Origin of the sequence: Rhodococcus sp. NPDC057014, from assembly GCF_042673295.1 — a bacterium.
Classification (GTDB): Bacteria; Actinomycetota; Actinomycetes; order Mycobacteriales; family Mycobacteriaceae; genus Rhodococcus_F.
The window spans coordinates 17228-33639 of record NZ_JBHUSF010000002.1 but is presented as its reverse complement, the minus strand read 5'-3'; the positions used below and the strand labels follow the sequence as shown (position 1 = coordinate 33639).

The window sequence follows — 16412 nt, the reverse complement described above, 5'->3', positions numbered from 1 at the left end:
TTCGAGCGCGTAACGCGATGAGTTCCTCGTGCAGGATGGCCGGGTCGGGGACGGCGATCGACTGCAGCCTTTTCATCGCACGGGTGCGTGCGATGACCGGGGGCATACTCCGGCGTGGACGGCGTGGATCGTGCGCCGTGATTCGGGTCAGGTGTTTTGCGCTTGCTCCGCGACCCAGGCCGCGATCTGGGCTCGGGCCGTCGACCGGTCATTCAGTGGGAAGGCGCCGGGCGCATTCGTCGGGGAATCGGTAACGGGGGCAGCGCGAACGCACCCGTCTGCTCCGCCCCGGGCACGGCACACTGTGTGCATGCTGCACCTGCGGATCCTGTCACCGACCACACTGTCCGACGACGTGATCGACATCCTCGAACACGATCCCGCGGTGAGCGGGCTCGCCAGGATGAAGGGAGCCTCGCTCCGCCCACCGGGCGACGTCATCCTCGCCGACGTCGCCCGAGAAGCCGTGAACGACGTCGTCGACCGGCTCCGCGGCATCGGGTTGCATCGCGTGGGCAGCATCGAGATCGAACCGGTCCGCGCCTGGCTCTCCCGCAGCGGATTCGAGGCCGAACTGGCCACCCCCGGCAGCAGCGCCGACAGCGTGGTGTGGGCCGACGTCGCCCAACGCTCCTACGACGAGACCGAACTCAACTGGACCTACCTGAGTTTCATGACACTGGCCACCGTGATCGCCGGCATCGCCATCGTCGTCGACTCGCAGATCCTGGTCATCGGCGCGATGGTCCTGGGCCCGGAGTTCGGGGCGATCGCCGCCCTCGGCGTTGCCCTGGTGCGCCGGCGATTCGTGCTGTTGACGATCGCCGTCCGCACCCTCCTGATCGGCTTCACCGTCGCGATCGTCATCACCACCGTCCTGGCACTGGCGGGGCGGGCGCTGGGATGGATCACCCTCGACGACGTGATCGGGCCGCGGCCCGGCACCGCCTTCATCTACACCCCCGACAAATGGTCGTTCATCGTGGCTGTCATCGCCGCGGCTGCCGGCGTGCTCTCCCTGACCTCCGCCAAGGCCGGTGGATTGACCGGCGTGTTCATCTCGGTCACCACCGTCCCCGCCGCGGGCAACATCGCGCTCGGGGCGGCGTTCGGAGTCGGCTCGGCGATCTGGGGCAGTACCCTGCAGCTGCTGGTGAACCTGTCCGGGATGGCCCTGGCCGGATGGGCCACGCTCAGTCTGCAGCAGGCGGTGTGGTCACGGATCTCGGTGCGCCGCGCCAAGGCCCTCACCCGCCCCCACCGCATGCTCTAACCCACCACCCGCCCCGCCCGGACTTCCTCGTGTCCGTTGACACAACCCCGCGCCGGCACAGCGCCGCCGTCGAGTGACCTTCGCCAACAGCGGATCCCACACGAGGGTATGATCCGTGAGGGCCATGGCAGGTCGCGAAACGACTGTGGCGCAACATGAAAGACGACCACGTGGCCGGTCTGCCGTCATGGCTTTCCGGCACCGCACGAACTCCGAGGCGTGTTTCGTGACCGACCCCTGGGGAATACCGCGGGCTCGCCGCGCGAGCCGGTGTTATCTGGACCCGATCGTCATGCCGAGGTGAGTGTCCAGTCGCGGCGTTCGGTGAGGACGCGGTGCAGGTGCTGGGTCCAGCGGCGGCGTTCGTCGCTACTGCGGTCGTGGGTAATCGTGATTCGCCGGGTCCATCTTTCGGGTAGCCCGCGGTCGTGGATGGCCAGTTCGATGACCACCCGAAGAGCGGGGTCGGGTGCCCCGGTCACCACGATGCGGCCCGGTTCGCCGCCCATCTCCATCCGGGCGCCGAGCACCGCGGCGACCACTTCGGCGACTTCGAGCACGGACTGTGCCCCGACCACGTCGAGGTGGTCGACTCCGGTCATCTCGGTCCTCCACTTCCGTGCCGGCGGGCCCGGAAGAATCACCGGCGCCGTGGACCGCATCACATCACGCAAGTCGCTCGGCGGTTCGGGTGGCACCGGCGGCACGTGCATGACCAGGCTGGATTGGTCAGTGGTGCGGCGGGTGCACGCGAGGCGCAATCCTATCGGTCTTTATAAAGGGACTTCTTATAAAGGCTGATAATGTCTGATGAATGGATCCCGTCCTCAACCCGTTCAAACCCGGTGCCGGTCTGCGCCCGCCCATCCTCGCCGGTCGCGACACCCTGTTCGGGGACTTCGACATCGTCCGCCGGCGGATCACCGAACTGGGGGAGGGGGACCGCAGCTGGATCCTCACCGGACTGCGCGGGGTCGGCAAGACCGTGTTGATCGGGGAACTCGCGCGCACCGCGATCAACGGGGGCTGGATCGTCGCCAAGCTGGAGGTCCGCAAGGGGCATTCCATGGCCGAGGAGCTCGCCACCACACTCGCCACCAGCCTGCGGGGTGCGACGCGGCGATTCGACCCACACAAGCTCACCCAACTGTTGGGCGTGTTCACCTCGTTCACGGTGTCGCTGAACGTGGGTGTGGTCACCCTCGGCGTCGATATCGACCCGGCTGCCGGATTCGCCGACACCGGCCGGTTGTCCACCGACCTGACCGACCTGTTCGTCGTTCTCGGTGAGACCGTGCGTGAGCTGGGTATCGGGGCGCTCATCCTGATCGACGAGCTGCAGGAGGCCACGGCCGAGGAGATGGCGGCGGTCAGCACCGCCCTCCATCAGATCAGTCAGACCTCGCCGGTGTTGCCGCTGTTCCTGGTCGGCGCGGGCCTGCCGTCGCTGCCGTCGCAGTTGGCCACCGCCAACAGTTACGCCGAGCGGCTGTACCAGTTCCGGGCCTTGTCGACCCTGAGCGAGCCGGACTCGCGGGCGGCGCTCGTGCAACCGGTCATCGAGCGGGACGCAGAATGGGACGAGGCGGCACTGCGGCTGGCGCTGGACGCAGCCAACGGCTACCCCTATTTCCTGCAGGAGGTGGGGAAAGCGGTGTGGAACAACGCCTTGGGTTCGGTCTTCACCGTCGAGGACGCGCAGGTCGGCACCGACATCGCGCGGCAGGAAGTCAATGCCGGTCTCTACCAGTCGCGGTGGGACCGTGCGACACCGGCGCAAAAGGACCTGCTGCGGGCCCTGGCGGAGGAAGGCGACGGCGAGGGTGTCGTCGTCCGGGACCTGGCACGGGCGATGGGCAAGCCCAGCGCGTCGGCGCTGTCCGTGCCGCGCGACGAACTAATCAAAAAGGGCCTCGTGTACGCGCCCGAACGCGGAGTCCTCGCGTTCACGGTTCCGGGTTTCCACCAGTTCATCGGCGACCAGGACTGAGCTGATCGCTCGATGCGGCCGCGGCGCGCCGCAGCACACCCCCCGGCGAGTGCGGGCCGGCAACCCGTCGGTGCCGGAACCGGTGAACGCGAGGGGCGCCGATGCCCCGTCACGCCGAACGTGGCCCGCAGCGTGCAGCCCGCTGGTTCGCGCGGGTTGTGGTGCGGTCCTTCATCTCCGGGGTGACCTCGTCATCCGGCGACTCGGCTCGACGTGGAGCTAGCCTGAACTTTTCGTGCAGGAGCGCGGATCAGGGTGGGTAGATAAGCGAAAGTGCCTGTCCTGCACGGCATAATGGGACTTCTCTACGGTTCCACAATGCCAACGGGAAGGCACTTCGCAGGTGAAGAGTACCGCAGCGGGTTCACGGGTGAAAGTATCGGCCGACGGACGGGGTGTGGTGTCGCATGCCGGTGTGGGGATGCTGCGGGAAATGGCGGACCTGACTGGGCTGTCCGCGCAGGTCACGGCGGTGCTGGCCGATACCTACCGCGGGCAATGGGCGCATGCCCCGGGTGCGGTGTTCGCCGACCTGGCCGCCGCGGTCGCCGACGGTGCCGACTGTGTGGACGTTGCCGCACGTGGTTGTGGTGGCCGCGAGCATGTGTTCGGTCCGTCGGCGTCGACGACCACGATGTGGCGGCTGGTCGACGAGCGGATCGATGCCGCGCACCTGCCCGGGATCCGCGCCGCGCGTGCCCGGGCCCGGGAGCGGGCGTGGGCGGCAGGGGCCGCTCCGAAGGCGGAGTGGCTGCGGATCGACATCGATGCCACCATCACCCTCGACCATTCCGATAACAAGGACAACGCGGCCGCGACCTGGAAGAAGACCTACGGATTCCACCCGCTGCTGGCCTTCCTGGACCGCCCCGACATCGCCGGCGGTGAGGCGCCCACCGGGTTGCTCCGACCGGGGAACGCCGGCAGCAACACCGCCGCCGACCATGTCACCGTCCTCGGCTGGGCACTGGACTCGCTGCCACCGGCGTATCGGCCCGATCCGACCGACCCTGCCGGGCAGAAGATTCTGGTGCGCAGCGACTCGGCCGGGGCGACCCACGGATTCGCCGACGCCTGCCGAACCGCGGGGGTGGGGTTTTCCTTCGGCTTCGCCGTCGACGACCGTGTCCGCGCTGCCACCGAAACACTCAACGCGAAGGCCACCTGGGTGCCGGCGATCGACTCCGACGGCGAGGTCCGCGACGGAGCCTGGGTCGCCGAGGCCACCGATCTGGTCGATCTCGACGCCTGGCCGGAGGGAACCCGGTTGGTGCTGCGCAAGGAACGCCCGCACCCGGGGGCGCAGCTACGGTTCACCGATTCCGACGGGCACCGGATCACCGCGTTCATCACCGACACGCCGAAAGGAGTGGTGCCCGGTGGACTGGCCGGACTCGAACTGCGGCATCGGCAGCACGCCCGGGTCGAGGACCGGATCCGGCAGGCCAAGGCGACCGGGCTGCGGAATCTGCCGTGTCAGCGATTCGACGCGAACGCCGCCTGGCTCGAGACCGTCCTGGCCGCCACCGACCTGGTTGCCTGGGCGAAGCTGATCGGCTTCGGCGACCACCCGGATCTGGCCCGCTGCGAGATCGACACCTTCCGCTACCGGGTGCTGCACGTCGCGGCCCGCATCACCCGCGGCGCCCGGGCGGTCCGGGTTCGGATCGATTCGAGTTGGCAATGGGCCCAGGCCATTGCCGCAGCGTGGTATCGCATCCGGACCGCTTTCACCTGACCCGGACCCCGTCCCCACGACACGAAAGGCAACCCCGGCCGGTGGAACCGGGCGCCCACCAGAGCGATATCGGGCACCCACCCACACTCACACACCGAAATCAGTCTCACACCATCACATCCCAGCCGAAATCCACGCCTCAGGCACACGGCACGAAAAATTGAGGCTAACTACGCATACATAACGCCGATTGTCGCGTCGTGGTGCTTCCCTCCGGCGATCCCTCGGCGGCGCCGCATCCTTCGGAGGACTCGGATCACGCGGTGTTGGGCTTACTTCCGCCTAGCTTCGCAGTGACAGTCTCGGCAGCGGTCAGCAAACGATCTCGGTACAGTTCGACCTTCGCGCCGGATAATTGATTGGGAAGCTGATAGAGACTCAATAGGAGCTCCGGCTGAGCGTCTACACCGAATATCGGTGCACTGATGATTCGGACATCGTATGTGGCAGCAGGGACGACCTCGGCCGGTTCATATCCTTCGAGGCTGAGCGCACGGGCAGCTGCGGTGACCTCCCCTGCCAGATCGCCCGTAGCGCCGGTCAGCGGAAGCCGAGCAACAGCCCCTTCGAATCGCACCTGTGCGTCGCTGCGAAGCACGAGCGACCAGCCACGGTCACGGACGCGGGAGGTTGCTTGCATGAGTAGGTCTCGATTGAGTGCCTGTCCGCCGCGTCCGATCCACTTGTCGAATTCGCGTCCTTCGGTCCACGCCATCAGTGGCAGTGCGAGCGGCGGTACGAAGGGCATCCGTTGACCGAGCCGGATGTGTGGTGACGTCGGGAGAGTGCTTGCCATGCTGCTCCCTACCAGGACCAATTGGTCCCTAATCGCGACGGAGGCGCAGCATTCGACACCCAGATCGCGGGCGACGGCTTCCATCTCGGGACGTGCCTGATCAACGATGCTGAGGGGGCGTAGCAGGTCAGCCTCTCCGGGGGCGGTGAGAGACGTCGACGAGAAGCAGCCGTAGCCGCCCTGGAAGAAGATGAGCGGTGAGGTCGCATCGTCGACCTCGAGTGATGCGACACGACCTATGACCAGGAAATGGTCACCGGCCTCATGGATGGTATCGATCACGCAGTCGATCCACGCGATGGAGTCGTGGATACGCGGATTGCCGTGCTGTGTCGGTGTCCAGTCAATCGACGCGAACTTGTCAGAACCCTTCAGTGCCAGACTTCGGCAGATGTCCTGCTGGCCGGCGCCGAGCACGTTCACACAGAAACGGCCGCTTTCGCGAATCTTTGGGAAGGTACTGGAGCTCTTGTCCGGAAGGAAGGCGACCAACGCTGGATCGAGCGAGACCGACGTGAAGGAGCCGACGGCCATCCCGACCGGTAGTCCTGCCGAATCGGTCGAGGTAATTGCCACGACGCCGGTCGGGAAGTGGCCGAGCACGGTGCGAAAATGCCCCGGGTCGATCACTGTGCTGGTCTCGGTGAGTGTCATCGGGTCGTCCTTCTCGGCGTCAGGGCATAGGTGCCTGTTCGTCCTTGGTGATCGCTGGTACGGCTCGGGCCGTTTGAGCGGTGCCTTCACCGAACTCCGAGCGCCGCCCGACCACCCGGTCCGCCAGAGGTGGAACTGCGTATGTCTACGTTGCGGTCGCGCATGTGACGTGCGTCGCTCTCCAGAGATGGTCGCACCGATCGCAAGGCGCGTCAACTCTAACGTTGAAGTTGATCTACGAGAATGTTGACAATAGAGATGGCATTCGCAAGTTGGTGGATGCTATGTGACATGCTGAGATGTCCGCATTGGAGGACGTGGCGAGACGGAATTGAAAGGACCGGGCGTCTACATTAATGTCAAATTGTCGATGGGAACGCTCCGCAGTTCGGCAGAGTTGGGATAATCCGTCGCCGAGCTTGCGGCGGCGGACCCGTATAGGCAGGACCCTGTGACGGTCCAGTTGCGCCGCGGCCGGTCTCGGACGTGATCAACGTCGAACTCGACCGGGCTACTACAACCCCCGGGCGTCACTGACATACTCGACAGCACCACAGGCGAAGCCGACAAATCCTCGCTGAACTGGTAGTTCCTTCCGGCAGCCCGGCGCCAATTTATCGCCGTGCGTCTCTGCCTACGCACTCGGGCAAAACTTGATCTCCCCGGGCGTGACCACGTTGACTTCATACTGGTCGACAAGGGAACTGGCGAATGGTGGTCGAACAGCCACCGGGTCACCGGCCGGGCTCACCTCGTTCGAGAAGATCCGTACCCTGTCCGGTCTGCAGGGTTGCTCGATGCAGACGACACGATCGTGCTTGTGGGGCCGCGACTGCAGTCGTATTGTCATCGCCGCCTTTCACATGTCCCACACCTCGCTCGCGGTGAGCGCCGACGATCGATGAACAGCAGCAGCACCTCACGCGAGCTTGCGTCGACGCGAGCACACCATTTTGGTCAGCGGACGGCAGCGAAGCCGCCGTCCACAGGTAGTAACTGGCCGGTGATGAAGTGCGAAGCATCGCTTGCCAGGAATACTAGAACCGGTGCAAGGTCTCTCTCTGCGTTGCCGAATGTTCCTCCGAGAGGAATATCTTTGCGTAGCTGTTCCTGGTATGCCGCGAGCTCATCCGCTCCTAGCGAGCTGGTGTACTTGTCGAACATTGGTGTATTGACATAGGGGAGAACGGCATTGACTCGGATTCCCGACGGGCCCCATTCTCGTGCAACTGTCCGAGTCCACGTGTGTACGGCACCCTTCGACGAGCCATATGTGGAGTTGGAGAGTTCGCCGGTGAAACCGGACATCGATCCGAAGTTGATGATTGCGCCGGTGCCGGAATCCTTCATGATCCGGAAGGCCGATTGGTTTGTGTGGATTGTGCCGAGTACGTTTACGCGGTAGATGCTGTCGAAAAGTTCGTCGGTTATGTCCTCGGCCATTGCGGATCGCTGGAGGCCCGCGATGTTGACGAGGACGTCGACACCGCCGAGGTCTTGTGCCGCGTTGCGGAATAGTGAGTCTGTGGAGGGCCCGTCGGTGATGTCAAGTCTATTGAATGTTGCGGTTCCCGGCCCGGTCTCGGTGGCTTCTCTGGCGACTGTGTTTCCGTCCTTTTCGTTCAGGTCGAAGGAGTAGACCTTGGCGCCTTCGGATACGTAGGACTTGACTATTGCGGCACCGATGCCCTGAGCGCCGCCGGTCACCAGAATTCGCTTGCCTTCGAGTAGCATTTGATACTTCTTTCGCTTTTGTGGGTTGGGGTGTACGCCTGCATACGGGGTGTGGTCAGGGAACGGCGAGGACGAGCTTGCCGGTCACGTCTCGGGTGTTGACTGGCCGGTTGTTCAGGTCCTCGGTCATGTCCAACCTGTCTGCAATCGTTGGGCGAGTTCGATCGACGAATGCGTCACAGTTCGAGTTCTTCGCGGTGTTGATTTCGCTGCGTTCCTCGAATAGTCAACAGAGCAACGGCACTGATGGCTGCACAACCGAGGGTGTAGTAGGCGGCAGAGAGGGGATCGCCGGTCGCGGAGGCCAACCATGTGATGATGTACGGTGCAGTGCCGCCGAAGATTGCTACGGACAGTGCGTAGGTCACCGAGACCCCGGTTGCACGATTGCGAGTGCGGAAACGCTCGGACAAGAACGCCGGCATGGGTCCTCCGACGACGCCGATCAGAATTCCTGCGATGATGAGCGCCACCAGGCCTCCACCGAATCCCAGCTTCAGCATGTAGTACAGCGGGTAGGACAGCACAACCACGGCAATGGAGCCGAACAGCAGGACCGGTCGTCGACCGATTCGGTCGGACACGGCGCCGAACAGAGGCATCGTCAGCCCCGCAATCAGTCCAGTCACCAGCGCCAGGAAGTACGAGCGCTCGAACGACATGTTGTAGCTGGTGGACAGAAAGGTGGGCATGCCGACCATGAACGTGTTTCCGACTGCGTTGTAGACCACCACTACGCCCAGGGTGGTCAGCAGGTATGTCAGCGGACGGCGTCCTGCATTTGCCGGTGAGGGGAGTTCCCCGGTCTCGGCCTCGACTTTGACCTGCTTGAAGTGCGGCGTCTCGTCGACCTTCAATCGCAGATACAACACAACGATCCCCATGGGGGCTGCCAGCAGAAATCCGATCCGCCAGCCCCAGGAAGCCATTGCATCCTCCGAGAGGAGGACCGCGAGCAATGTGGCAACTCCACCACCGAGAACGAAGCCCAGCGTCGTTCCCACGAAAGTCCAGGATCCGTATACGCCGCGCTTGTTCGCAGGTGCGGACTCGACCATCAGCGATACTGCACCACCCATTTCACCGCCCGCGGAGATGCCTTGAGCGATTCGGCACAGCGTCAGAAGCAATGGTGCGAGCACCCCGATTGCTTCGTGCGTAGGTAGGAGGCCGATACAGGTCGTCGCAACGGACATCAGGGCGATGATGAGCGCCAAGACTGGCTTGCGCCCGATTCGGTCGGTCATCCGCCCGAAGATGAGTGCACCGATGGGGCGGAGGAAGAACGCCAGAGCGAAGAGCAGGAACGTCGAGAGAATAGAGGCCGTCGGGTTCTCGGAGGGAAAGAACAACGGTGCGATGATCGGAGCCATGTAGGCGTAGATGGCAAACTCGTACCATTCGACGAGATTTCCAAGGGAGCCTGCTACCAGCGCTTTTCGTGACTTGCTGACATCCAGCACCAGTTCGGTACCTGGGGTTGAACTCGTGGTGTTCGACATGGATTCGTCCGTTTCAGGATGTGCTCCACCCATCCGGCGAGGTGGATGCAGCAGGGAAGACTGGTTGCTGTGACTCGAGCCACATCAACGTCAACGTGAATGTTGCCTTCGTCGGCGCCGAATGTCAACGCGTACGTGGAAATAATGGCAAGAATCAACTTCGACGTTGACAAATTCGCGTGCCTCCTGCCACGATAAGAGAGCGACTCGTCAACGCTCGCGTTGAAGGGTGAGAGTGATCTGGGCGAGGAGCGCTTGCCTCCGGTAGCCACATCGACACGAGAGGTACTCGAATGAAGACAGTGCAAGGTGAGTTCACGGGCCCGAATGGCGCAACCGAGGTGGGCTTCAATCCAGACAGGCTGACCGAAGCCGAGGTCCGAACGGCTGTTGGCCGCGCAAACATTCCCTCGCTGCTGATGGTCGTATTCCAAACCACCGGGGACGAGAAGTGGCTCGAGGAACCGTACCGACCCACCCGAGGTAAGGGCCTCGGCGATCACGACTCCGGCGGTCTTGACGAGGCGGTGCAGAACGAGATTCGCGAAGCTGCTGTCTCCGCCATACTCGACCTGCAGAACGGCGCCCGACCGGCCATCGAGGCGCCGTCCCCCGAGCTCACCGTACGCATGATGAGCGTGTGCATGGGTGAACCCGTCGGTGCGGAGTACGGACCGATGCTCTCGCTCGAGCTGGCTCGCCGGGCGGCCCCGGAGTCGCCGCATCTTGCCCTCGATCCGATCGACGCCCCGGAAGGCTTCTCGGTCATCGTCATCGGCACGGGCGTCGCCGGCATCGCCGCCGCTCAGCAGCTCGAAGAGATGGGGCTGAACTACGTCATCCTGGAGAAGCAGCCCGAGGCAGGCGGGAACTGGTGGCAGAACACTTATCCCGGCGCCGGCGTCGACACGCCCAGCCACCTGTACTCGTTCTCGTTCGCCAAGAATGATTGGACTACGCATTTCGAGCTCCGTAACGAGCTTCAGGGCTACTTTGCTCGGGTCCTGAAGGACCTGGGCGCGGGAGAACGTGTGCGGTACGGAACCGAGGTGCGATCGGCGACCTACGACGAATCTGCAGCCCAGTGGACCGTCGAGGTGCGAAACCCGGACGGTTCTTCCTCGACCTTGCGGTCCGATGTGGTGATCAGCGCCGTGGGCGTGTTGAATCGACCGAAGAAGCCCACCCTTCCTGGCATGGACCAATTCGAGGGGATCAGCTTCCATTCCGCCGACTGGCCGGAGAACCTCGAACTCGACGGCAAGCGCGTCGCGATCGTCGGAACGGGCGCGAGCTCGATGCAGATTGCCCCGGCGATTGCCGATCAGGTAGCGCAACTGACGATCTTCCAGCGTTCGCCCCAGTGGGTGGCTCCGTTCGAGAAGTTCAGGATGCCTATCCCCATGGAGCTGCGGCGGCTCATGCAGACGTGCCCGATCTATCACAGCTGGTACTGGATTCGACTGTTCTGGCAGTTCGGCGACAAGGTCATCGAATCGTTGCGAGTCGATCCGGAATGGGATCACCCCGAGCGTTCGGTGAACGCCCGCAATGACGCGCACAGGGAGTACTTCACCCGGTACATCACAGCACAGGTCGGTGACCGGGAAGACCTGCTCGACAAGGTCATGCCGGACTACCCCCCGTTCGGAAAGCGCATTCTGCTCGACAACGGCTGGTACTCGACCCTTCGGAAGGACAACGTCGACTTGATCGACAGGTCCGTCGCGGGTGTGCGGGCAGAGGGGTTGGTCGACGATCAGGGCACCCAAACCGACGTCGATGTGATCGTGTGGGCTACCGGGTTCGAGGCCGCACGGTTCGTCAGCTCGATGGATGTGCGCGGCGTCGGTGGACTCTCGCTCCGCGAGGCCTGGACCGATGACGACCCCAAGGCATATTTAGGTGTGTCCGTACCCGATTTTCCAAACTTTTTCATGCTGGGCGGGCCGAACTCGTTCCCCGGCAGCGGTAGCTTCATGTTCTTCATGGAGGTCCAGATGCGGTACATCCGAGGCCTTCTCACCGAGATGTTCCGCAACGGAATCAAAGCGCTCGACGCAACACCCGAGGCGAACCGTGAGTACAACGAGCTCGTCGACTCGACGCATGCTCGAACCGTCTGGACCCACCGCGGAATGTCGACCTATTACCGCAACTCAAAGGGGAGGGTGGTATTCGTGATGCCGTTCTTGAACGTCGAATACTGGCAGATGACCCAGCGCCCCGACCTGGAGAACTACACCGCACGCTAATTCACCCACGAATAATGCCCCGGCGCCGTACACGGTGCCGGGGCACTGTTCGTCGGAGGAAGGACCTAGTCTTGGACGTGTGTCGAAGGTGGTTCGGCTGTGGGTTTTCGATCAAGCGGGTTGTGTCGCTGCCGTTGAATGAGCGAGGTCTCCGGTATCTGGGGTTTAGCGACCAAGAAAAGGACCTGAATATCGGACACCTCGTACCCAGCGAAGCGGTGCCGGGCCGGCCGGGGACACTGTGGACGCCAGTGTGGACTCGACCATCGCGAGGGGCCCACCAGCACGCGGCCGGCGCCCGCTGGGATCCCGACTCGCAGTTTGAGCCGCCCGGCGGGGTCGAGACCGAGCCTGCCGACCATGCGTTGGGGCGCTCCCGCGATGGGTGGACCACCAAGACGCATCTGGCCTGCGAGCAGGGTCGAAAACCATGGTCGATCATCGGTCTCCGCAGGTCAGCGTGCTGACAGTCCGCAGATCACCGCGGTTGTCGAAGCGATCAGCGTGCCAGGGTCCGGTCCTGGGCGGTCCCGGAATCGGCCGGACTGCGTTCTCGCGGACAAGGCCTACAGCAGCGCCGCGAACCGCACCTACCTGCGCACACGTGGGATCTGCGCGACCATCCCGGCCAAGGCCGACCAGGCCGCCAACCAGAAGAGGAAGGGCTCGTCCGGTTGGCGGCCAACAGCATTCGACGTCGAGTGCTACAAGCAGCGCCATGCAGTCGAGTGTGGCATCAACCAACTCGAGTAGAACCAGATACAAGCGTGCGGTTCGCTACACCTGAGGCGCCGCTACCACGTATCGATTCGCCGGCGCACGCTGGACGGGCGGTCCGGCCGCGGCGTGCTGATCACCGAGACGATCCAAGATCTGGTCGTTACTGGATCGATGACGTCGTCGATCTCGAAAACCGACGCAGCATTGATCGCCTTACCCTGCTGTTCGTACTGCTCGAGGTGAGCTCGGTAGGCCTGGTCCCGTTCGTCGTCGTCCTCGATGGCGTCGAGCTCACGGCGGAAACCGAGCTTCACGGCGCCTTCCGGCCCCATCGCACCGAGTTCACCGGTCGGCCATGCCACGATCGCGTCGGGAACACGAAAACTGCCCCCGGCCATCGCCTGGCCTCCGAGTCCGTACGCCTTACGCACGATCACGGTGCAGAACGGCACCGTGAGTGATGGCGCGATGACGAACAGGCGGCTGACGTGCCGCACCGATGCCGTTTGTTCCGCGTCGGGTCCGACGAGGAAGCCCGCCGTGTCGCAGAGCGACACGATCGGTATCGCGTAGGCCTCGCAAAGCTGCAGGAAGCGCGCCATTTTGTCTGCTTCGGCGCTTCCGATGGTCCCACCGGCACGGCTTCCGTCGTTGGCAACCACGCCTGTGGGCTGCCCTTCGATCCGTACCAGTGCAGTGATGATTCCCGGTGCGAAGTCGCGGCGCAGCTCCAGCACGGAGTCTTCGTCTGCGATTGTGTCGACGACGGTGCGCATATCGAAGGGGCGGCTGCGACGTTCTGGCACGACGTGCCGCAGCTGCCGCTGATCGGGTGCGCTCCAGGTTGTCGTGGACCGACGAAAATAGCCCAAGTAGCGTCGTGCGACGGCTACTGCTTCGGCCTCGTCATCGACGAGCACGTCGATGACACCGTTGGGGCCCTGAACTGATACGGGCCCGATCTCGTCCGCGCCGAAGGATCCGAGACCACCCCCCTCGATCATCGCAGGACCGCCGAGGCCGATGGTCGAGTCTTGTGTGGCGATGACGAGATCACAGGCTCCGACCAGGGCCGCGTTGCCTGCGAAGCATCGTCCTGACGCGATCCCGACTGTCGGCACGACCCCGTTGAGGCGGCCGAGTGCGACGAACGTTCCCAGATCCATCCGTGTTGCGCGAGACATGTCGTCTGTGTCGCCTGGCCTGCCGCCGCCACCCTCGGCGAACACGACGACGGGGGTTCCTCGTCGGCCGGCGAGGTCGAACATCCGCTCGGCCTTCTTGTGGCTCTGGAGGCCTTGCGTCCCAGCCAGCACGGTGTAGTCGTAGGCCAATGCTGCAGTCGGATAGGCGTCGACAGTTCCGAAGCCGGCGACGAGACCGTCTGCAGGTGTGGAGCCTTCGAGTTCAGCAAGTGATTTACGGCGGCGCTGTGCAGCGACCACGAGCGATCCGTACTCGTGGAACGGTTCGGGATCGAACAGGTCCTGCAGGTTCTCCCTGGCGGTGCGCTTGCCTCGATCGTGGCGACGTTCGACGGCGCCTGCGCGGGCTTGGTCGAGGGTTCGTCGGTGTCGAGCCAGGATGTCGTCGAGGTCGGATCGCGTGGCGGTGAGGTCGATCCGGTCGATCACAGACGCTTCCTCGGGCTGATGTCTGTCCGGTTCGATGACGGCGAGCAGTGTTCGGGCTGAGACCGACTGGCCGATCTCCACGTCGACTGCGATGACGGACCCGGTAACGGGCGAGCGTACGTCGGTTTCCATTTTCATCGCTTCGATGGTGACCAGGACGTCGCCGCGCTCGACGGTGGAACCTGCTTTCACCGACAGCGCGACGACGGTACCGGTCAGTGGAGTCCGAACGTCGATCGATGCCTCATCCGACACCGCCTCGCTTGCCGGGGCTTCCGTCACCAGGTGGTCGTCGATCGTCCGTGTCGTGGTTCGACCGCAGCGAAACGCGTCGCTGCCGAGGAACCATTGGAGTGTGGAGATATCGGTGTCGAGGTCATCGAGACGAACCTCGTCGAGGGATGATTTCAACTTTGCAGCGGCAGTGGCGAAATCACCGTCATGCCGGTGAACTATCACCTTTGCGAGCAAGGGGTCGTAACCGGTGCCGACCCGCATTCCGGGATGCAGGTGGGACTCGACTCGAAGGTGCGGTCCGGTGGGAAAACGCACTTCCTTCAGTCGGTCCGAACCATCTGGTCTGGGTCCTCCGGTGATCCTGGCCTCGATTGCGATGCCACGGGGGGTACCGAGGGCGCCGGGGGTGAGGTTCAGGTCCGGGAGAGTCCGGTAGTGCGCAAGGTCGAGTTGCAGACCCACCAGGTCCAGGCCGGTGATTTGTTCGGTGATGCCGTGCTCGACCTGCAGCCGGGGGTTGGCCTCGATGAAATACCACTGATCGGGGTCATCGGCGTCGACGAGGAATTCGAACGTCGCTAAGCCTCGCAGTGATACTGCGGAGGCGAGTGACAACGCAGCGGTGAACAGTGCCTCGCGGGTGGTGTCGGGTAAGAACTGCGCCGGCGCGATCTCGACCATCTTCTGGTGGCGACGCTGTCCAGTGCAGTCGCGGTCGAACAGGTGCATGGGGAATTTGCTACCGTCGCCGGCCACCTGAACTTCGATATGGCGGGCACGCGGGAGATATGCCTCGACGTAGACGTCGGGAATGCCGAAGCTACGTTCGGCTTCTGAACGGCACCTGTCGATGGCTTGATCGAGTTTCTCGAGATCGTCGACTATGCGCATGCCGCGCCCGCCGCCACCGGCGGCGGCCTTGACTATGACCGCGGTCGCGCCCAGGGACTCGGCGAAGTCGCGGGCCGCTGTCTTGGTGGTCGGGCCAGCTGTGGCGGGCAGCACCGGAACCGCGCATCGGGTGGCCAGTGCCCGGGTGGTGGACTTGTCCCCGAGAAGGCGCAGGGTCGGACCGTCCGGGCCCACGAACGTCAGCCCGGCCGCGGCGCATGCTTCGGCGAGCTCCGCACTTTCGCTGAGGAACCCGTACCCGGGGTGCACGATCGCTGCCCGGGTCGACGACGCCGCACTGCAGATGTTCGCCACGTCCAGATACGCCGACGGTCCGACGCCCGGGATCGGAATCGACTCGTCGGCACGCGTCACATGCGGAGAATCAGGCTCGTCCTCGCTGTACACGGCAACGGTGCGCAGACCTCGTGCGGCGGCAGTGCGCATGATGCGGAGCGCAACCTCGCCGCGATTGGCGATCAGCAACCCCGTCATGCGGGGGTGTCGGTGGCGGCGAAGCCGCCGTAACCGCCTTGGAAGAAGATCAGGGGAGATTCCGGGGTGTCGAGTTCGAGATGATGGACCCGTCCCACGACGATGTAGTGGTCGCCGGCGTGGTGCACGGCGTCGATCTCGCAGTCGATCCACGCCAGGGAACCCAGGATACGAGGCGTTCCCGACGGTGTCGGTGTCCAATCGACGTCTGCGAACTTGTCGTCGCCTTTTCGGGACAAACTGTGGCACACGTGCTGTTGATCGTCCCCGAGCACGTTCGCGCAGAATCTCTGCGCCGCAAGAATCTTGGGGAAGGTCGTCGACGACTTGTCGGGGAGGAAGGCCACGAGTGGGGGTTCCAGCGAGACGGAGGTGAACGATCCCACCGCCATGCCGACCGGTCGACCGTCGGAGGCGATTGCTGTCACCGCTACCACCCCTGTGGGGAGATGACCCAAGATGTTGCGGAACAGTCCTGGGTCGATAACCCGAT

The 16412-nt window shown here is 64.0% G+C and carries 11 protein-coding genes; 5 read left to right on the top strand and 6 right to left on the bottom strand.

Going from position 1 to position 16412, the window contains the following annotated elements:
- Positions 1-310: 310 nt before the first annotated feature.
- On the top strand, positions 311-1273 hold the full coding sequence (locus tag ACFTZB_RS00640) for a DUF389 domain-containing protein (protein WP_378429616.1): 963 nt from the start codon (positions 311-313) through the stop codon (positions 1271-1273).
- Between the two features lie 290 nt (positions 1274-1563).
- Here the strand turns inward: ACFTZB_RS00640 and ACFTZB_RS00635 are convergent, their stop codons facing one another.
- A complete protein-coding gene (locus tag ACFTZB_RS00635; RefSeq protein ID WP_378429615.1) occupies positions 1564-1875 on the bottom strand; it encodes a hypothetical protein in 312 nt (103 codons plus the stop codon).
- A 212-nt stretch (positions 1876-2087) separates the two neighbouring features.
- Here ACFTZB_RS00635 and ACFTZB_RS00630 point away from each other — a divergent pair, with 212 nt between their 5' ends.
- Both ACFTZB_RS00630 and ACFTZB_RS00625 read left to right on the top strand, forming a co-directional pair.
- Entirely contained in the window at positions 2088-3263 is a 1176-nt protein-coding gene (locus tag ACFTZB_RS00630; RefSeq protein WP_378429614.1) for an AAA family ATPase, read from the top strand.
- Positions 3264-3606: 343 nt separating this feature from the next.
- Complete coding sequence (locus ACFTZB_RS00625) at positions 3607-5001, top strand: IS1380 family transposase (RefSeq protein WP_378429613.1); 1395 nt, start codon at positions 3607-3609, stop codon at positions 4999-5001.
- A 256-nt stretch (positions 5002-5257) separates the two neighbouring features.
- On the opposite strand, the gene ACFTZB_RS00620 is transcribed toward ACFTZB_RS00625, so the two are convergent.
- From ACFTZB_RS00620 to ACFTZB_RS00610, 3 genes are all read right to left on the bottom strand, one after another.
- Positions 5258-6451: a flavin reductase gene (locus tag ACFTZB_RS00620; protein ID WP_378429612.1), complete on the bottom strand. Its 1194-nt coding sequence runs from the start codon at positions 6449-6451 to the stop codon at positions 5258-5260.
- Positions 6452-7408: 957 nt separating this feature from the next.
- Positions 7409-8185, bottom strand: coding sequence for an SDR family NAD(P)-dependent oxidoreductase (locus ACFTZB_RS00615; RefSeq protein ID WP_378429611.1), 777 nt, complete (start codon positions 8183-8185; stop codon positions 7409-7411).
- 176 nt (positions 8186-8361) lie between these two features.
- Entirely contained in the window at positions 8362-9687 is a 1326-nt protein-coding gene (locus ACFTZB_RS00610) for an MFS transporter (protein ID WP_378429610.1), read from the bottom strand.
- Positions 9688-10106: 419 nt separating this feature from the next.
- On the opposite strand from ACFTZB_RS00610, the gene ACFTZB_RS00605 reads away from it, so the two are divergent.
- Positions 10107-11942 (top strand): flavin-containing monooxygenase, encoded by a 1836-nt coding sequence (locus ACFTZB_RS00605; RefSeq protein ID WP_378429609.1) that lies wholly within the window; start codon positions 10107-10109, stop codon positions 11940-11942.
- A 360-nt stretch (positions 11943-12302) separates the two neighbouring features.
- Entirely contained in the window at positions 12303-12695 is a 393-nt protein-coding gene (locus ACFTZB_RS00600) for a transposase (protein ID WP_378429608.1), read from the top strand.
- A gap of 41 nt (positions 12696-12736) precedes the next feature.
- On the opposite strand, the gene ACFTZB_RS00595 is transcribed toward ACFTZB_RS00600, so the two are convergent.
- On the bottom strand, positions 12737-15919 hold the full coding sequence (locus ACFTZB_RS00595; RefSeq protein WP_378429607.1) for a carboxyl transferase domain-containing protein: 3183 nt from the start codon (positions 15917-15919) through the stop codon (positions 12737-12739).
- Entirely contained in the window at positions 15916-16347 is a 432-nt protein-coding gene (locus ACFTZB_RS00590; RefSeq protein ID WP_378429606.1) for a flavin reductase family protein, read from the bottom strand. Before ACFTZB_RS00590 ends, ACFTZB_RS00595 begins: the two co-directional genes overlap by 4 nt.
- Positions 16348-16412 lie beyond the last annotated feature (65 nt).